The sequence below is a fragment of the Shewanella algidipiscicola genome, from assembly GCF_900380485.1.
GTDB lineage: Bacteria > Pseudomonadota > Gammaproteobacteria > Enterobacterales > Shewanellaceae > Shewanella > Shewanella algidipiscicola.
This window is the reverse complement of record NZ_OXJV01000001.1, coordinates 1,307,438-1,325,061: the sequence shown is the minus strand read 5'-3', so window position 1 is coordinate 1,325,061 and position 17,624 is coordinate 1,307,438. Positions and strand designations below refer to the sequence as shown.

The window sequence follows — 17,624 nt, the reverse complement described above, 5'->3', positions numbered from 1 at the left end:
ACTGTCAACCTTTAACCACTAATGCCACACGGTGAAAGGTATTATTGAGGTAGCCTTTAGGATTCCAAGCAATAGCAAATGGTTGGCTAATTCCATGATCATCAATCGCTTTAGCCCACACTTCATAGTATCCAGCCTGAGGGAACTTCACTTTAGTGTTAAAGGTTTGCCAAGCCCCTTCATTGGATGGCGCAGAAAGCTTTGCGTCCATCCAAGTTGCGCCAAAGTCGATAGAAACCTGTACTTTATCAACCTTGCGATCGCCAGACCAAGCATGACCTCGAACTAATACTTCGCTGCCATGGACTTGGGTATTGGTTTGGGGAGAGGTGATCAATGACTTCACAGGCATACGTTCGATAATCTCGAAGTCTTCATTAGCGACTTTTTCACCCGGTGCAATAGGTCGATTAGGTACACGGTAAGCGGTGCCAGTCATTTTGGGGCCATCATGTATTTGATCTCGAACCTGTATGCGTGTGAGCCATTTTTGCGAGCACGACCCTGGCCAACCGGGCACGACTAAGCGAAGAGGAGCCCCATTCATCGGGTGAAGTGGTTTGCCGTTTTGTTCAAAGGCGATAAGGTTTTCACTGCCCATGGCTTTCGCGATGGGGAGACCCCGGGAGATAGGAAGTTTTCCCTCCTCGCCAGAGAGGTGCTTATCTGCACCGTAGTGAGCAGTGTAAACTGCGCCATCCTTAACTCCAGCAGCTTTAAGCACATCAGCGAGTCGCACGCCTGTCCAGTTCGAGCAAGCTACAGCACCGTAGGTCCATTGATTACCTTTGGCTTTGGGGTCAAAGAAAGCGCGGCCATTACCTCCGCACTCCACTAATAGTTGTTGCTCCACTACATCGAAATTTTGCTTGAGATCACCGATGCTGAGTGTCAAAGGCTTATCGACCAACCCATTAATGGTAAGGGTCCAGTGTTCGGGGTTGACCGCAGTCGGTGGAATACCGTTGTTTCGAATAAAATGGCGCGAGGTTGGGGTGATGTCGTCATTCAAGAGGTGAGGTGGCGTCTCTGCGTTCATCGGCCTGTCGTTGAGTACCGTCAGCCCCTCTTTTCCTTCGATCATAATATCATCGAGGCCTTCTGCAAACGCCGCTGGGATAATACCTGCAGGCATATTACGATGAAAGGGGATAGCGCCGCCAAGTACCGCGGCCATGGTCGCCAGCCCCGCCCCTTTCAAAAAGCCTCGACGGTCGGGATAACTGACTCTGCCGAAGATTTTTTCATCGGCTGACTCTGGGTGTTTCGCGTAATACTCGTAGATCCCTTTGTGATTTTTGTGCTTTCTGTCATCCATATAAGGTTCCTTTTTAGTCAACGTCTAAGCGGCACGCGTTTATTGAAAGTCAGGTGAGTCGGTTTCAATAACATACGATCCAATGATGCTGCTAACCTGTAATATTAGTTGACTATATGGCCTTAACAAGATTGATTGCTAAAAATGCTTTAGTAAAACGGCAAGGGATGTTTGCTGAAAATAGCTGATTTTTTAATTGTCCGATTGCTATGCATTCGGTCTGATAGAAAGGGGAGAAATTACGGCAGTGAAAACCTTCGGTTGTATGAATATGGTCGAAGATCATATCAATTGCATTGGTATCATGGTGTAACAGCTTGCTGCAAGAATCTAGATAACGCTAACCACTAGCGTTATCTATCAATCATACCTTAATACGATAAAGTCTGATGAGCCGTGTTACCTGCTTGTTCTAGGCTATCTGTTGCAGGCGTTGGCGAGGTGGTATCGAGCGTTACCCCCATCTGTTTTAAGGTATCAGCGCTGATGTCGCTCGGGTGGGTCATTTTTCTGATTTGTAAAATAATGCCCATATTCGGGTGATCAAAATAATGAATTTCATCACTTTTAACACGTCTATTTTGCGCCATCCAGATCTTAAAGAGATAGGGTACTTTAGCCTCAGCGTTATGGGCGGGCAGGCCGTCAGTGGTTTGTGCTGGCAATACTTTGGTACCTTCTTCGCGAAGCGTTAGCGCGGTTTCGACATATAAGTAATGGTTAAGATAGATATTGATCTTCCCATCGAGCTGCCACAATGGTGCAGGCGTGGTGGTTGGGTTGAGGCCAAGTTCGAAATTGAATTCAGGGATCTCACTTGGTGTTATCTGCTGAGATATCGACATACCATCGGGATCATAACGGCCAGAAAAGTCTTCACCAGCAAACAAGCGTACAGGAGTGGCTAAATGGCGTGGCAGCATCGATTGTTGCCATGTCATGTGCAGTAAGCCGCGATGGCCAGACTCTCGATTGAGCTTCTTGATGATGTCGCCAAATTGCGCCTGAGATTGCGCCAATAACACCGTCGACTGGCCGACTTTGGCATATTGAGGAGTGCTGGCGGCGACCGTCATCGGGATGCGACTAGGATGACTGACTTGGCTCGATTTAAGTTGCTGATCGCATCTATTGGCATCGTCGATCCACTCTTGGGCGCTGCAGCCTTCAAGCCCAAGACTCGCACCAGTAATATCAGTGCTAAACAGTGGCGTTATCATATCTATAGGCGCACGTTTATTGATATTGGCGGGGTTTTTTACCATCTCTTCAAATGGCGTGCCTTGGCGCTCAAATAGGTAAATCTCCACTTCAAACCAGCGCTCATCGGCGGCCAATACTGAACTGGAAAGGGTGAGCAGTGTGGTGACCAATAATAGACTTTGTTTAAGCACGTGGTTCTCCAAGGCGGTGTTGCATCAGTTGCGAGATCAGCAATGAAAGTAAGGCTAATCGCTCTTTATCGGTTTCTGTAGGCATGATGAATTTTAACTTACTTGGTCCATCCATACGATAATTTTGTGGCTGGCTTTGCAGCAGACCGATGATAAAGCCGGGATCAACAATATGATCGTCTCTAAATTCAAGGCTGCCGCCTTTGGCGTGCATCTCGATTTTTGCGATACCAAGAGCCGTGGCTTGATGTTTATAAAGGGTTAATTCGAGTAAGTTTTTGGCGGACTGTGGTAATAGACCAAAGCGGTCGATCAGTTCCACTTTTAACTCATCGAGGGCGTTTTCATTGCTGCAGTTGGCAATACGCTTATACAGCGATAAGCGAATATTGACATCATGCACATAATCTTCAGGCAGCAGGGCTGGTATGCGCAGGTCGACTTCACATTGGCCTCTAAGCATCTGCTCTAATGACGGCTCTTTACCCTCTTTAAGCGACTTGACGGCATCTTCTAACATTTCCATGTAGAGGGTAAAGCCAATTTTAGAGATGTGGCCGCTCTGTTCATCGCCCAGTAGTTCTCCAGCGCCGCGGATCTCTAAGTCTTGGGTGGCGAGCATAAAGCCTGCGCCGAGATCTTCCAGTGCGCCAATGGCTTCAAGCCGTTTTCTGGCATCTTTGGTCATGCGTTTGGGGTGCGGTGTCATCAAATAAGCATAGGCTTGATGGTGCGAACGTCCCACACGGCCCCGCAGTTGATGCAATTGCGCCAAGCCAAAATGATCGGCGCGCTCAATTACAATGGTGTTCGCGCTGGGCACATCGATACCGGTTTCGATAATCGTGGTGCACACTAGCACGTTGTATTTTTGGTGATAAAAGTCAGACATGACTTTTTCGAGTTCACGCTCGCGCATCTGACCATGGGCGGTGATCACCCGGGCCTCTGGCAGCAGGAGTTCTAATTCTCGCGCGCGCTTTTCAATCGTTTCGACATTGTTATGCAGAAAATAGACCTGACCCCCACGCAAGATCTCACGCAGTAGCGCTTCGCGCACAGTGGCTTCATCGTATTCACGCACAAAGGTTTTTACTGCTAAGCGCTTAGCTGGTGGGGTGGCGATAATAGACAGATCTCGCATGCCCGACATGGCCATATTCAAGGTGCGGGGGATGGGCGTAGCGGTCAGAGTAAGAATATCGATATTAGCCCTAAGAGCTTTGATTTTTTCTTTTTGTCTTACACCAAAACGGTGCTCTTCATCGATGATGAGCAGGCCTAAATTGTCAAATTTCGCGTCAGTTTGCAGCAACTTATGGGTGCCAATAACGATATCCACTTGACCATTGCTGAGTTGCTCGAGAATGGCCTGTTGCTCTTTGGCCGTTTTAAAGCGCGATAGTACTTCAATTTTAATCGGCCAATCGGCAAACCTGTCTTTAAAGTTTTCGTAATGTTGCTGGGCAAGCAAGGTGGTAGGCACCAGTATGGCGACCTGCTTGTTGTCATTTACGGCGACAAAGGCGGCGCGCATGGCCACTTCGGTTTTACCAAAGCCAACATCACCACACACTAAGCGGTCCATGGCGATAGGCGAGCACATATCGTTGAGTACCGCTTCGATAGCCGTTTCTTGGTCGACGGTCTCCTCAAACGGAAAACTGCCAGCAAACTGCGCATACTCTTCTTTGTCGAGTTTACAGGCGGTGCCGGGTCTAGCTTGGCGTCTGGCGTAAACATCTAATAGCTCGGCGGCCACATCGCGGATTTTTTCGATAGCCTTGCGTTTTGCCTTGGTCCAGCTTTCGTTACCCAGCTTATTAAGGTGAGCCTCATCATCGGGGCCGACGCTGTAGCGGCTAATCAGATTGAGTGACGCCACAGGCACATAAAGTTTATCGCCACCCGCATACTCCAGCTTTAGGTACTCTGCAACCAAGCCGCCGGTATCTAAGGTTTCGAGGCCTTGATACAAGGCCACACCATGATCTAAGTGCACTATGGGTTGGCCAACTTTGAGTTCGGCTAAATCTTTAATCAGTGCATCGCTGCTAATTTGGCGCTGTTTATCGCGGCGGCGTTGCTGTGAAATCCGTTGGCCAAACAGCTCGGTTTCGCATACCAATGCCCAGCGTTTATTATTTTTGCCGCTAATAATCGCGCCCTGAGATAAGGGCGAGACAATCAAGCCAAAGGCAACGGGTTGGTTGACATATTCATAAAAGTGCTCAAACAGCGTGGGCTTGATGTTTATTTTGGCCAGCAGTTCCAGTAAGGCTTCTCGGCGTCCTTCAGATTCGGCGCAAAACAGTATCGGCATGCCCGATTGCACATATTGCTGCAGCGCCAATAGTGGTTGCTTTAATTTATGGTTGGAGGCGATATCGGGTAAGGCTTCAACCTTGGCAGCAATACTGGTGCCTTGATAATCAGTGCCTTTACATAAAATGCGGGGCAGACGTTTGAAGGCTTCAAAAACTTGCTCTGTTAACAGGTATAAGTCTTTAGGCGGCAGCAGTGGCCTTAAAGGATCGACACGGCGATTTTCATAGCGCTGGCTGACCTCATTTAAATGGGTCTTGGCGGCGGTATCTAAGTCACCAATGCCCACTAATTGAGTATGCTCTGGCAGATAATCAAACAGCGTGGCCGTTTCATCGAAAAAGAGCGGTAAATAGCTTTCAATGCCTGCGGGCATCACTTTTCGGCTGACCATTTGGTAAACCGATTCGGGCTCTTTAACCACGACCTCAAATTGACGGCGATAGCGCTGACGAAACCCTTCGATAGCGGCATCGTCGGTGGGGAACTCTTTGGCTGGTAATAGTCGAATGGCGTCAATTTCACCGCTGGAGCGTTGGGTCTCTGGGTCAAATTGGCGAATTGACTCCACTTCGTCGTCAAACAGTTCGATACGGTAAGGGTGGTTCGATCCCATAGGGAAGATATCGATAATAGAGCCGCGCACTGCAAATTCGCCGTGTTCGTAGACCTGTTCGACCAGTTGATAGCCAGTGTTTACCAACTGTTGACGCACCTGTTGCAGCTGATACGTATCGCCTTTATTGAGCAATAGCACGTTACCAGTTAAAAACGACTGCGGCGGTAATCGCACCATCAGGGTGTTAATGGGCACAATCACCACACTCTTCTTCGCGCTGGGTATACGTGACAGCGTTTCTAGGCGTTGGGAAACCAAATCTTGATGGGGTGAAAAGCTGTCGTAAGGCAAGGTTTCGCGGTCGGGAAACAGCAACACAGGTATCGATTTCGCGCCCAGTAAATAGTGAAGCTCAGTGTCGAGTTGCAAGGCGCTGGGCGTATCGTGAGTGACCACTAAGGTTAAGCCATCATGGGCATCACAAATATTGGCGAGTGTGATGGCCTGAGCGGCGCCATGCAAGTGGCTCAGTGTTTGCGGCGTTTTAACCCCTTTGACTTTCGGGGGCGTTAAGACTGAAAAAGCATTCATTGGGATGAGACTAGTGGCCAAAAATCGACAAAGATGCCCGACATTGTAGAGGCTTAGTCTCGCTAGTGCCAGTGAAAACTAGGGGGCGGTTTGATTGTCTTTTTTCCGTTGTTGTAACTGTTTTTGTTGCACATTAAGGCTGGCTTTGACCAATTGTTCAATATCTTCATCGAGGATTTGGCTAAAGCTTAAGTCACAGAGAAAGCCGTTATCTTGGTCATCATTGCCGGCAATGGGGGCGCAAGCGGTGCATTGCGCCATGCACAACATCGAAATCAATGCCTCTTTTATGTGTAGCGTGACCCTATATTGACGCCCCACAAGTAAAGGCTGATCACTGATGACCCGAATGCCACTGCCGCCAAAACACTCTCCAAGGCATTTATCACCTTCATAGGTTTGTTGTTCAAGCACATGTTGCAATACTAAATCGATTTTACGCGATTGCAGCTTTAAGTATTCGACCACGGTACGGGCGTCGTCATCGAGATTTCTCAGCTGTAATAAACAGCCCGCTTCCATGGCTTTTACTTCGCTGATAAGTTGCAGCCCTAGGGGCAACATCGCTTTGAGCTGGCTCTCAGAGGGAAGAGGCTGATCCTCTGGCCACGCCGACAGGTATACCGAAAACCTGTGCTTGACGCTAAAAAAAGAGTTTGAGTCGGTGTTCACAGGATTGCCTCTTGTTTTTATAGTGCTATTACCCCTATTATCGTGCGCATCTCAATGATTTATCAAGGCTCCTGAGCAAAGAGACCCAGCGAAACATGAATTTAGCGTTATCTTGGACCATAGGTTACCGATATTGGCGTGCACGCAAAGCCAACTCCTTCGCCTCCTTTATTACCCTTTTTGCCGTGTCAGGCATTGTACTTGGTGTGGCAGCGCTGATCATTGTCAGCTCTGTGATGAACGGCCTCGAAGGTCAATTAAAACAGCGTATTTTAGGCGCAGTGCCGCAGTTAACCGTGTATAGCGAACAGGATATGGCGCAGTGGCAACAGGCTGCGGCTAAGCTCATGCAACTGGATGATGTGGTCGCGGTGAGCCCCAGTATCTCGACTCAGGCGATGTTGCAGTCGCCGAGCAACATCAGCGCGGTGCAAATCTATGGCATCTACCCCGAAATAGAACAACAAAACGTGGCCCTGATGAACCCCCGTTTTCATCGTTCATTAGCGGTATTAACGCCAGGCGATTACCAAATCGTGCTGGGCGCCGAATTGGCTCGCCGTTTAAACGTTTCTCCAGGTGATAAAGTCAGGGTGCTCAGTGGTGATGGCGTGGTCTATTCTCCCTTAGGACCTGTGCCAAGCCAACGTCATTTTTACGTGGCGGGTGTGTTTGAGATGGGCTCGCAAGTCGATGCTAATTTGGCCTATGTACACCATGACGATGCCCAGCGCGTGATGCGTCAACAAGCTGGAGAGATCAAACAGTTAAGGTTATATCTGCGTGACCCGTTTAACGCTTCGACTCTTCAACCTCAAGTGGTGGCCGCTTTTGCCGAGGAGGGGGTTAGCGTCACCACCTCAGATTGGCGCGATAATTATGGCCACCTGTTTTCGGCGGTGAAGATGGAAAAAAATATGATGTCGTTAATGCTTAGCCTTATCATCGCGGTCGCGGCGTTTAATATCGTGTCGGCTTTAGTGATGATGGTGGTTGATAAAACCACCGATGTAGCCGTGCTAAAAACCCAAGGGTTACCCACCGCCAGCGTGATGGGCATTTTTATGATCCAAGGCTCGCTCAATGCGATATTAGGCTTAGTGGGCGGGGTATTATTGGGGGTACTTATCACCCTCAACCTTAATAGCATTATGTCGAGTTTAGGCATCTCCATCTTAGGGGCAGGGCAGTCGTTGCCAGTGCAGTTAGCCCTATCGCAGTTGAGTGCGATTGTGATTGGCACCTTGTTAATCACCTTTTTAGCCACGGTTTATCCAGCATTACGCGCGGCCAATGTTCAACCCGCTAGCGCATTAAGGTATGAATAGTAATATGACACAACAGCAAGACAAGAGCTTATTGTTACAAGTTAACAATGTTAGTAAACGCTACCATGAAGGCAGTATTGACACCCAAGTGCTGCAAGGTGTTAATCTCGATGTGTATCGCGGTGAGCAGCTCGCCATTGTGGGCACATCGGGCTCGGGCAAGAGTACCTTGCTGCATATCATGGGCACGTTAGATCAACCCAGTAGCGGTACAGTGACCCTGCTTGGCGAAGATTTATATCGGCTTTCGGCGGCGCGCCAAGCTAAGGTGCGTAATCAAGATTTAGGTTTTATCTATCAGTTTCATCATCTGCTGCCTGAGTTTACCGCGTTAGAGAACGTGGCGATGCCGGGACTGATTCAGGGACGACCCCGTCAAGAGGTCGAGCAGCAAGCTAAGGCATTGCTGGAACGAGTCGGCTTAAGTCATCGATTGCAACACACTCCCAGCGAAATGTCAGGTGGTGAGCGGCAACGCACCGCCATCGCACGCGCCTTGATTAATCAACCCAAATTAGTATTAGCCGATGAGCCCACGGGTAACCTAGATGCGGCCAGCGGAGAGGCTGTCTACCAACTTATACGCGAGCTGGGTAGCCAGTTTGGTACCGCATTTGTGGTGGTGACTCACGATCCTAAACTGGCTGAACGTATGGACAGGCAATTGCAAATGCAAGATGGCTTACTTTATGAGCAAAGTCAGCCATTAAGTGTGGAGAACTCATGAGTCAGATGCTCTCCTTGTGGGTTGGTTGGCGGTTTTACCGTGCGCGTCAATCGAATCGGTTTATCAGTTTTATCTCTTTTGCCTCAACAGCTGGCATCGCCTTAGGGGTGGCGGTATTGATCATTGTGTTGTCGGCAATGAATGGCTTTGAACGTGAATTAGAACAACGCCTGCTGGGCGTCGTGCCCCATGGTGAGCTGACCGGAGTCAATGAGCCTATTCGTGATTGGCCACAAATAGCCAAAGATGCGCAGCAAATCGCCGGGATAGTTGCCACTGCGCCTTTTGTGCGTTTACAAGGTTTAATCCAAAAGCCGGGCGGATTCCAAGGGCTCACCGTTATCGGTATCGAGCCGAGCCTTGAGTCCAAGGTGTCTAATATTGCCCACTATATGAGCCCACAAAGTTGGCAGTCACTGCAACAAACGGGTAATAATATTGTGCTGGGCCGCGGGCTTGCCGACAGTTTATCGCTGCAAGTCGGTGATAGTTTAAGCCTTTACACCCCTAATTTGAGTGCGAAATCAAATGAGACTAAACGCATTGGCGCGGCTAAAAGCCATCGATTTGTGGTGTCGGGCATTTTTGAAATAGGCGGCGAATTAGATCTAACCACCGCCTATATACCGCTGCAATATGGTGCGACCATTTTAGGGCTTGCTGACGGGGTGAGTGGCGTGCGCATTAAAGTGGATGACGTATTTGCCGCGCCTAGTTTGATCCGCAACCTTGGTTATAGCCAGCAACAATATATGTACCTTTCCGACTGGACCCGAACCCAAGGGCATCTTTATCAAGATATTCAGTTGGTTAGAGCTATAATGTATTTAGTGCTTGCCTTAGTGATCGCGGTGGCCTGTTTTAATATCGTCTCGACCTTGGTGATGGCGGTGCGCGATAAACAGTCTGAAATTGCCATTTTGCTGACCATGGGTATGGCTAAAGCCACGGTAATGGGGATATTTATTGTGCAAGGGGCGTTAAATGGCATGCTTGGCTGCCTCATTGGTGGGGGGCTAGGCGTCACTATCGCACTGAATTTAAGCATGATTGCCAGCAGCATTGAGCAACTCTTAGGCATACAACTGCTGTCAGCCGATATCTATTTTATTGATTTTTTACCCTCGCAGCTGTATTGGTCAGACGTGGCAATGGTGATCGCTTTAGCCTTGGTGATGAGCCTTATTTCGACCCTGTATCCCGCGTGGAAAGCCAGTCGTATTCACCCAGCGCAGGCTCTTGCTGGGCGTTGAGTTTAAGGTCAACATGTAGAGATAAAACAAAGGCATTGGTGCAATTAAGTGCCAATGCCTTATTTTTTGCTGGTGCTTAGTACCATGCTTTTATCGCTTATCGCTCAATACTGTCGTTTCTTTCGCTTCCACTTGAATAAAATCGAGTATTTCCACAAGTTGTGAACCACAAAGTACCCTACGGTGGCAAAAATGATCGCAAATGCCAAGCATCCCAGCAGAAAGGGCGGGCCTATGGTTGAAAGTGAGGCTTCAATCCATTGCCAGCTGGCTTGAAAGGTAAACTCTTGTGGCGGATGGCTGAGTAATTTGGCACCAAAAAGATAGGCGGCGTAAAACATAAAGGGCATGGTAACGGGGTTTGTCACCCAGACTAAGGCTACGGCGATGGGCAGATTACAATTAAATATGATGGCTAACGCCGCCGCGAATACCATTTGAAACGGCATAGGGATCCACGCGACAAACAGACCTATGGCAAATGCCATTGGCGCCGAGCGACGATTAAGCGCCCATAAATTGGGTTTATGCAACAACTTCCCAAACATCTGCAAGTGTTTATGATTTCGCAGTGTTTCTGGTTTTGGCATAAATCTTTCGATGATTTTTTTTGGCATAGCTTAGGTTTGCAGTCTTAAATGATTCAATATGAATCCATTTATGTTCGGTTACTGTGCCACTGTCATCACGGCACTTCTCTGGCCCTCTCTACTGACAACAACCCAAGCTTGGTGCTGTGTAGCGGCCGCTCTTATTATCATTCGCTGGTCAAAACTCTTGGCAGGCGGTGTGTTTGCACTCGCTTGGGTAAGTTTGTTTAGCCATCAGTTATTAGCGTTGGAAACGAGTAATGATGATGCCACGATCTCAGTGAGGGCGGAAATCATATCACTAGTTCAGCGAAACAGCGACCAGATAAGTGTCGATATTCGCGTGTTAGACGATAATTCTTATCTCTTTTTTAATAAATTTATGCGTTTAGAGTGGCAAGTCTCCGACCCTGTAAGCCTAGGCGAGGAGTGGTTACTTACCCTCAAGCCTAAGTCGATTTCTAGCCCACTGAATCAAGGGGGCTTTAACCGCCAGCGTTATTACCTTGGTCATCATATTATAGGTAAAGGTAAGGTGGTTGCGGCGCAGCAATTACGCAGTGCCAGTGGTTTACGCTTTAAGTTGATTGAGCGACTGCGTCAGCAGGTGAGCCATTTAGCCAATGGTGACTTGATGTTAGCCTTGATGCTCGGGGATAAACAGCAGGTAAGTGAAGCGCACTGGCAAGGGCTGCGCCAAAGCGGTACCGGGCACCTTATTTCTATTTCAGGCTTGCATCTGTCTGTGCTGGCGCTGTGGTGTGTGGGGCTCGCGCGTTATGCGCTCAATCGTTGGCGCCTTGCGTCCTCAATGACTAATTGGCATTTAGCAGGCATCATCGCTTTGGTAATGTGCAGCTTTTACGCCTATTTGGCGGGATTTGCCCTACCGACCCAGCGCGCCTTAACTATGCTGCTGTTAGTGATAGCGCTAGGAATGCTGCGCCGTTTTTCTGCCCCGTTTGAGCGTTTGTTGTGGGCGCTGTTTATTGTATTAGTACTCGATCCTTTAAGCATTATGAGCGCCGGATTTTGGCTCTCTTTTGGCGCGCTGGCGATTATTTTGTGGTTTGCTCACCGTCAGCAGAAGAGGGGGAGTCGCATTGATGAGCATGAAACGGGTAGCTGGCGAGGTTATAGGCAAGGGCTTTGGCAAAAGCTGGCTCAACTCTGGTCAATTCAGTGGCGTCTAAGTCTGTTGCTTGGCCTATTGCAAGGCTTGCTGTTTGGCGGTATTGCACCCTATTCATTGATCTTTAACTTAGTGTTTGTGCCTTGGTTTAGTGTGGTGGTGATCCCCTTAACCTTTGCTGTGATGCTGATGTGGGGCTTGGCCGACCTTATACTAAGCAGCATAGGTTTAAGCAGCTTGAGCATGGCGCCACTGCTCAGCTTGTTAGATAGTGCCATCATGCCACTTACGGCGAGTTTCTCTCTGTTAGGCTCATTGCCTCTAAACTGGGTAGCCTTGCCAGCTAATGTCGCGGTAGCACTGATATTTGCCTTATTAGGGGTGTTTTTGCTGCAGCTGTTATATGCAAGCATCATTCCTGCGCTAACAATGCACGCTTTTTTAAATGGCCGCGTACATCCGGTGCCCTTAAAGAGAGCTGAATCTGATGGTTCGGCTTGGGATAATTCAACCACTAAGGTGGCTCGCGTCATCGATGCCAAGCTTTCGGTAAGTGCAGTGATTGTGGTGGGTATCTTATTATTGCCCAGTTTATTATTGCTGCTCACTCCCCGGTTGGCTCAATATGACAAGCGATGGGCGCTGCATTTACTCGATGTGGGCCAAGGCTTAAGTGCGGTGGTGATTAAACAGGGCCGCGCAGTGGTGTATGACACTGGCGCCGCCTTTGGCAGTCAATTTAGTTACGCTAAATACACGGTTATTCCTTTTCTGCAACGGCAGGGGATAACGGAGGTGGATTTTCTGTTTCTGAGCCACGGCGATAACGATCATGCCGGTGGTGCCGATGTGCTGATATCCATGTATGCGCACACTCAGGTGGTAACTGATCTTGATCATCCTGGTGCGATTGCTTGTCGTCCTCAACGTTGGCATTGGCAAGGGCTGGTGATTACGCTGCTTGGACCACAGCAACCCCAGCAAGGCAACAATGGCTCCTGTATCGTGCGTATTGGTGACGATAGACATCAAGTATTGTTACCTGGCGATATTGAAGTTGAAGCCGAGCAGCAATTAATTGAACGAGCCAAGAGGCAGGGCTTGCTTATGGCGGATATCAGCCAAGGCACGGCATCGCGCGGCGATGGTGTGAGTGATGATGTTACTAATAGTGTTAAACATGACGTTAATAACGGCAACGGCTTTGATGATGCATCTAAGGACCCAGCGAGCGGCAGGTTTCATGGCGGACTGCGCAGCAGTATCTTAGTCGCCCCTCATCATGGCAGTAACACCTCGTCGAGCGAGGCGTTTATCCGAGCCGTATCACCCGCCGTTGTGCTGTATGCGGCGGGCCTGAATAATCGTTATGGATTTCCTAAAGTAAAAGTGATTGAGCGCTATCAAATGGCCGAGGTTGAGCAATACGCTGTGGGACATAACGGCCAGCTCAGCGTGATTTTTGACCAAGATGATGTGAAAATAAAAGGCTATCGGTATGATTTTGCACCGTTTTGGTATAATAGAACGTTTGAATTTGGTCAGATGCTCAATACAGAGTAGAATGTGTTTCTTTGCACCAACATATAGAATCGTGAATGACAAACTCTTCTAAAAGTGAAGTGAGCACTGTTTTTTTCAGGTTGCTGACTTATCTTGTCCCCCTTAAAGGGGTGCTATTTTTGTCTATCGTTGGCCTAGTGTTATACGGCCTTGTAGACGCAACGTTTATCTATTCGATCACCCCGTTTATCGATCAAGGATTTGCTAGCAATGTGCCAAGCACACCAAGCATAGTCAACGGCGTTGATATGGGCTTAAGTGGTGGCTTTAATTCCGATAATGATGTGCTAAAAATAGCTCCCTTTGTGGTGGTTGGCTTATTTACCCTGCGGGGATTAGCGAACTTCTTATCCACTTATGGCATCTCTTATATTAGTGCGCGCATGATAATGGATATGCGCCAGCAGGTGTTCGAACATTATCTTAAGCTGCCTGTGGGCTATATCGATTCTGAAAGCAGTGGCAATCTGATCTCCAGAGTCACCTATGATACCGAGCAGATCGCCAGAGCTTCAGGCAGTGCGCTGATCACCATAGTGCGTGACGGTATTACGGTTATCGGTATGCTTGGGGTGATGTTTTATAACTCGTGGAAATTATCCCTGTGTATTCTGATTGTCGGCCCCTTGATTGGCGTTGTGATCACTGTCGTCAGCCGTAAGTTTCGTAAGGTATCTAAGCAGATCCAAACGGCCATGGGAGGCGTTACCTCTGTGACCGAACAGATGATCAAAGGTCATAAAAACGTGCTGGTCTTCGGTGGACAAAAAACGGAATCTGCACGTTTTGCTCAGGTGAATAACGAAAACCGCTCACGCACCATGAAGCTGGCCCTAGCGCAAGCGATTAGCCAACCTTTGGTGATGGTAATAGGTTCATTTGCATTGGCATTTGTGCTCTATGCGTCAAGCCTTGACAGTATGAAGGCCGACCTTACCGCGGGTACGTTTGCCACCATATTGGCCGCCATGATGGCGATGCTACAACCGATTAAGAGCTTAACTCGCGTGAACGCCGAGTTTCAGCGTGGTATTGCTGCTTGTAGCACCATTTTTGAAATTTTAGATACGCCAGCGGAAGTCGACACTGGTACCTATGAAACCGATCGCGTCGAAGGCCGTTTACGCTTTGATAACGTCTGTTTTCGTTATAATAACCAAGAAAACTTGGCGCTTAATGGCGTGGATTTTAGTGTTAACCCTGGCGAAACTTTGGCCTTGGTTGGCCGTTCGGGATCGGGTAAATCCACTATTGCTAGTTTGATCACCCGTTTCTATTCCGATCTAGAGTCGGGCGATATCACTCTGGACGATATTAGCTTACGAGACTACAAGTTGGCGTCATTGCGCAACCAAGTGGCGCTCGTGTCACAACAAGTGACCTTGATCAATGACACCATAGCAGCCAACATCGCCTATGCCTATCCGGGTGAAGTGACCGAAGAAAAAATCATCGAAGCGGCTAAATTGGCCAATGCGTATGAGTTTATCGCCGATCTGCCTGAGGGTATTTACACTCAAGTGGGTGAAAATGGGGTGATGTTATCGGGGGGTCAACGTCAACGTATCGCCATTGCCCGAGCCATATTACGTGATGCGCCGTTATTGATCTTAGATGAAGCCACCTCGGCGTTAGATACCGAGTCGGAAAAAGCGATTCAGGGGGGCTTAGATAATCTAAGGCAGAATCGCACCTCGATTGTGATAGCCCATCGATTATCGACAATTGAGAATGCCGACCAAATCTTGGTCATAGATCAAGGCCGCGTGGTTGAGCGTGGCTCACATGCGGAGCTACTGGAAAAACAAGGCATCTATTACAACCTGTACCAAATGCAATTTAGTAGCTAAGTCAATGCAAGGTTTTGTTAATCGTCTCTGGTACGCCAAGGCAAGTGTGGGTTATCGACTGCTTGCCTTAGCCTTGCTGCCACTTTGTGGGTTGTTTTATCTGGTGACGGCCACTCGGCGGCTGTTGTTTCGAGTTGGCATCAAGTCAGCGACTCAGATGCCAGTACCGGTTATCGTAGTGGGCAATATCACCGTCGGTGGCAGTGGCAAAACGCCTACCGTTATCTATTTAATTGAGCTGCTACGGCGTCACGGCTATCGTCCCGGTGTGGTGAGTCGTGGTTACGGCGTGGACTTTAGCGGCGTTAAGTCGGTATTACCGGGCATGCCCGCCCGAGAAGTTGGTGACGAGCCCGCGATGATAGTGGCGCGAACCCAAGTACCTATGGTAATTGGAGCCAAGCGAGTTGAAGCCTGTCATGCCCTGCTACAAGCACATGATGTTGATATCATCATCTCCGATGATGGCCTACAGCACTATGCGCTGGCCCGAGACATTGAACTGCTGATCCTCGATGGCGAGCGCCGTTTCGGTAATGGCTATCTGTTACCCGCTGGCCCGTTGCGAGAAGGGCGCTGGCGTCAGCAGGCGGTTGATTTTACTTTAGTTAATGGTGATGAGTGCCAAGAGGGTGAATGGTTAATGCAACTGCATGCAGCTCAGTGGCAACCAGTTAAGCCCCCACAGGGTGATGGCTTATCGGCAGCGGTATTTAGTGTTGAACCACAGGCGGTCGCCATTGCTGGCATTGGCAATCCTCAGCGTTTTTTTAATACTCTAAACCAGCTGGGGATCACGACGCAAAAGCAACATGCATTTGATGATCACCACCCGTTGACCTTAGCCGATATCGATGCCATTGCCTGTGGTGCACAGGTCTTGATGACAGAGAAAGATGCGGTTAAATGTCGCGAATTTGCAAAGCAAAACTGGTGGTATCTGCCGGTAGATGCCAAGATAGCTTCACAGTTTGAACAGCAGTTGATAGCTCAGTTACAACAGCGTAAATCAGTACAACAAGGAAATTCAAATGGCGTTTGATAAGAAACTTTTAGAGATAGTGGCCTGCCCAGTTTGTAAAGGCAAACTTGAATATAATAAAGCTAAACAGCAGCTTATCTGTAAAGCTGATCGTCTCGCTTATGCAATAGATGATGGGATCCCGGTATTATTAGCCAATAAAGCTGAGCCGTGGACCGACGAGGCTTAATTTGCCACAGGCGCGCTTATACAGGCGCGCTTGCTTTATTTCTCATCTGTTATCTTGTCCCCATTGCCTATAGTTACAGCAGCTAAACGGCGATATATTGATTTTCTCTAATCGACTGCCCATAATCCCCCCTCAGCCTAATCGGAGTTCAACGTGTGACTAAACCTGCTATACAAGCTGTTATCGATAAAGTGTTAGCCGACAATAAGGGTAAGCGGGTGGTCAGTTTCAATTTTGAAGGCCAGACTTACTGGTTGAAGCAACCTGAGCGGTTAACTGGCGCCATGCGATGGTTAAAATCACAACCGTTACAGTCGTTTCAACTTGAAATTAGCGCACTGCAAAGCTTAGCTGCGAAAGGCGCACCAGTGCCAGAATTGGTCAGCTTTGGCGATGATTATTTCGTGGTCGCCGATGCCGGTATGCCTGTCAACGGTCTGTTGGCCGATAGTGATGACCCACAACAAAAGTTACAGATTTTAAAAGACAGTGCTAAAGGTTTAGCCCAATTGCATCAAGCCGGTTTTGCCCATGGGCGCCCAGCACTGCGTGATATATGTTGGCAAGATGGCCAGATCACCTTTATCGATTTTGAAGCCAACCAGCAAGATAAAAATATGGCGCGCCAGCAGGTACGTGATCTACTTGTGTATATCCATAGTCTGTATCGTTATTTAGGCGCCGATCATCAGCTGATTGATCCGGCACTAGCCTATTACCGGCAATGCGGCGGCGAAACGTGCTGGCGTTATGCGCAAAAACGTCTGTCGCCTTGGCAATGGCTAGGCCAACTTTTATGGCCATTTCGTTATAAAGGTGGCAAGGATCTTAAGCCAATGTACTGGGTGCTTAAAGCCTTTCGTCGCCGCTAATATCAAGCCATACCGATCCCATCTGCTTTATCTACCGTTTGTTTATCACACTGGCTGTAAAACCCTATTGTCAGCGGGTGTCACCTCGCCAAGGCGCTGTCAGGATTACAATGTTTCGCGGCATATGACGGCTTGGTGAGCACCTCATGTGACTAACGGCTCATACGGCAATACTGATGATGTTGCCTCGCCTTATCGAGATGATGTCATCGCCCTTGAATGTTGCGGCAACGTATTTT

At 48.6% G+C, this 17,624-nt stretch carries 13 protein-coding genes; 8 read left to right on the top strand and 5 right to left on the bottom strand.

Translation table 11 applies throughout. From position 1 onward, the window contains the following. Nucleotides 1-4: 4 nt before the first annotated feature. The 4 genes from DN599_RS05870 to DN599_RS05855 form a co-directional block, all read right to left on the bottom strand. Nucleotides 5-1,318 (bottom strand): molybdopterin-dependent oxidoreductase, encoded by a 1,314-nt coding sequence (locus DN599_RS05870; RefSeq protein ID WP_110456664.1) that lies wholly within the window; start codon nucleotides 1,316-1,318, stop codon nucleotides 5-7. 371 nt (nucleotides 1,319-1,689) lie between these two features. Continuing rightward, the gene (locus DN599_RS05865; RefSeq protein ID WP_110456663.1) at nucleotides 1,690-2,712 is read right to left on the bottom strand and encodes a peptidoglycan binding protein CsiV; all 1,023 of its coding nucleotides are present in this window, start codon (nucleotides 2,710-2,712) and stop codon (nucleotides 1,690-1,692) included. Continuing rightward, nucleotides 2,705-6,187 (bottom strand): transcription-repair coupling factor, encoded by a 3,483-nt coding sequence (gene mfd / locus DN599_RS05860; RefSeq protein WP_110456662.1) that lies wholly within the window; start codon nucleotides 6,185-6,187, stop codon nucleotides 2,705-2,707. Before mfd ends, DN599_RS05865 begins: the two co-directional genes overlap by 8 nt. Nucleotides 6,188-6,265: 78 nt before the next feature. Next, nucleotides 6,266-6,859, bottom strand: a complete 594-nt coding sequence (locus DN599_RS05855) for a hypothetical protein (RefSeq protein WP_110456661.1) — start codon at nucleotides 6,857-6,859, stop codon at nucleotides 6,266-6,268. A 95-nt stretch (nucleotides 6,860-6,954) separates the two neighbouring features. On the opposite strand from DN599_RS05855, the gene DN599_RS05850 reads away from it, so the two are divergent. From DN599_RS05850 to lolE, 3 genes are read left to right on the top strand one after another with little or no spacing between them, the layout of a single operon-like run. Further along, nucleotides 6,955-8,187: a lipoprotein-releasing ABC transporter permease subunit gene (locus DN599_RS05850; RefSeq protein WP_110456660.1), complete on the top strand. Its 1,233-nt coding sequence runs from the start codon at nucleotides 6,955-6,957 to the stop codon at nucleotides 8,185-8,187. 4 nt (nucleotides 8,188-8,191) lie between these two features. Further along, on the top strand, nucleotides 8,192-8,914 hold the full coding sequence (gene lolD, locus DN599_RS05845) for a lipoprotein-releasing ABC transporter ATP-binding protein LolD (protein ID WP_162599155.1): 723 nt from the start codon (nucleotides 8,192-8,194) through the stop codon (nucleotides 8,912-8,914). Continuing rightward, nucleotides 8,911-10,167, top strand: a complete 1,257-nt coding sequence (gene lolE / locus DN599_RS05840; RefSeq protein WP_110456658.1) for a lipoprotein-releasing ABC transporter permease subunit LolE — start codon at nucleotides 8,911-8,913, stop codon at nucleotides 10,165-10,167. Before lolD ends, lolE begins: the two co-directional genes overlap by 4 nt. A gap of 104 nt (nucleotides 10,168-10,271) precedes the next feature. Here the strand turns inward: lolE and DN599_RS05835 are convergent, their stop codons facing one another. Then, nucleotides 10,272-10,784, bottom strand: coding sequence for a DUF2062 domain-containing protein (locus DN599_RS05835; protein ID WP_110456657.1), 513 nt, complete (start codon nucleotides 10,782-10,784; stop codon nucleotides 10,272-10,274). A 31-nt stretch (nucleotides 10,785-10,815) separates the two neighbouring features. On the opposite strand from DN599_RS05835, the gene DN599_RS05830 reads away from it, so the two are divergent. The 5 genes from DN599_RS05830 (at nucleotide 10,816) to DN599_RS05810 (ending at nucleotide 17,385) form a co-directional block, all read left to right on the top strand. Further along, on the top strand, nucleotides 10,816-13,452 hold the full coding sequence (locus tag DN599_RS05830) for a DNA internalization-related competence protein ComEC/Rec2 (protein ID WP_110456656.1): 2,637 nt from the start codon (nucleotides 10,816-10,818) through the stop codon (nucleotides 13,450-13,452). A gap of 35 nt (nucleotides 13,453-13,487) precedes the next feature. Further along, nucleotides 13,488-15,302: a lipid A export permease/ATP-binding protein MsbA gene (msbA, locus tag DN599_RS05825; RefSeq protein ID WP_110456655.1), complete on the top strand. Its 1,815-nt coding sequence runs from the start codon at nucleotides 13,488-13,490 to the stop codon at nucleotides 15,300-15,302. A 4-nt stretch (nucleotides 15,303-15,306) separates the two neighbouring features. Continuing rightward, nucleotides 15,307-16,344, top strand: coding sequence for a tetraacyldisaccharide 4'-kinase (lpxK, locus tag DN599_RS05820; protein ID WP_110456654.1), 1,038 nt, complete (start codon nucleotides 15,307-15,309; stop codon nucleotides 16,342-16,344). Beyond that, nucleotides 16,334-16,513 carry a Trm112 family protein gene (locus DN599_RS05815; RefSeq protein WP_110456653.1) on the top strand — a complete coding sequence of 60 codons (180 nt, stop codon included), beginning with the start codon at nucleotides 16,334-16,336 and terminating at the stop codon, nucleotides 16,511-16,513. Before lpxK ends, DN599_RS05815 begins: the two co-directional genes overlap by 11 nt. 155 nt (nucleotides 16,514-16,668) lie before the next feature. Then, nucleotides 16,669-17,385: a BUD32 family EKC/KEOPS complex subunit gene (locus DN599_RS05810; protein WP_110456652.1), complete on the top strand. Its 717-nt coding sequence runs from the start codon at nucleotides 16,669-16,671 to the stop codon at nucleotides 17,383-17,385. Nucleotides 17,386-17,624: the final 239 nt, after the last annotated feature.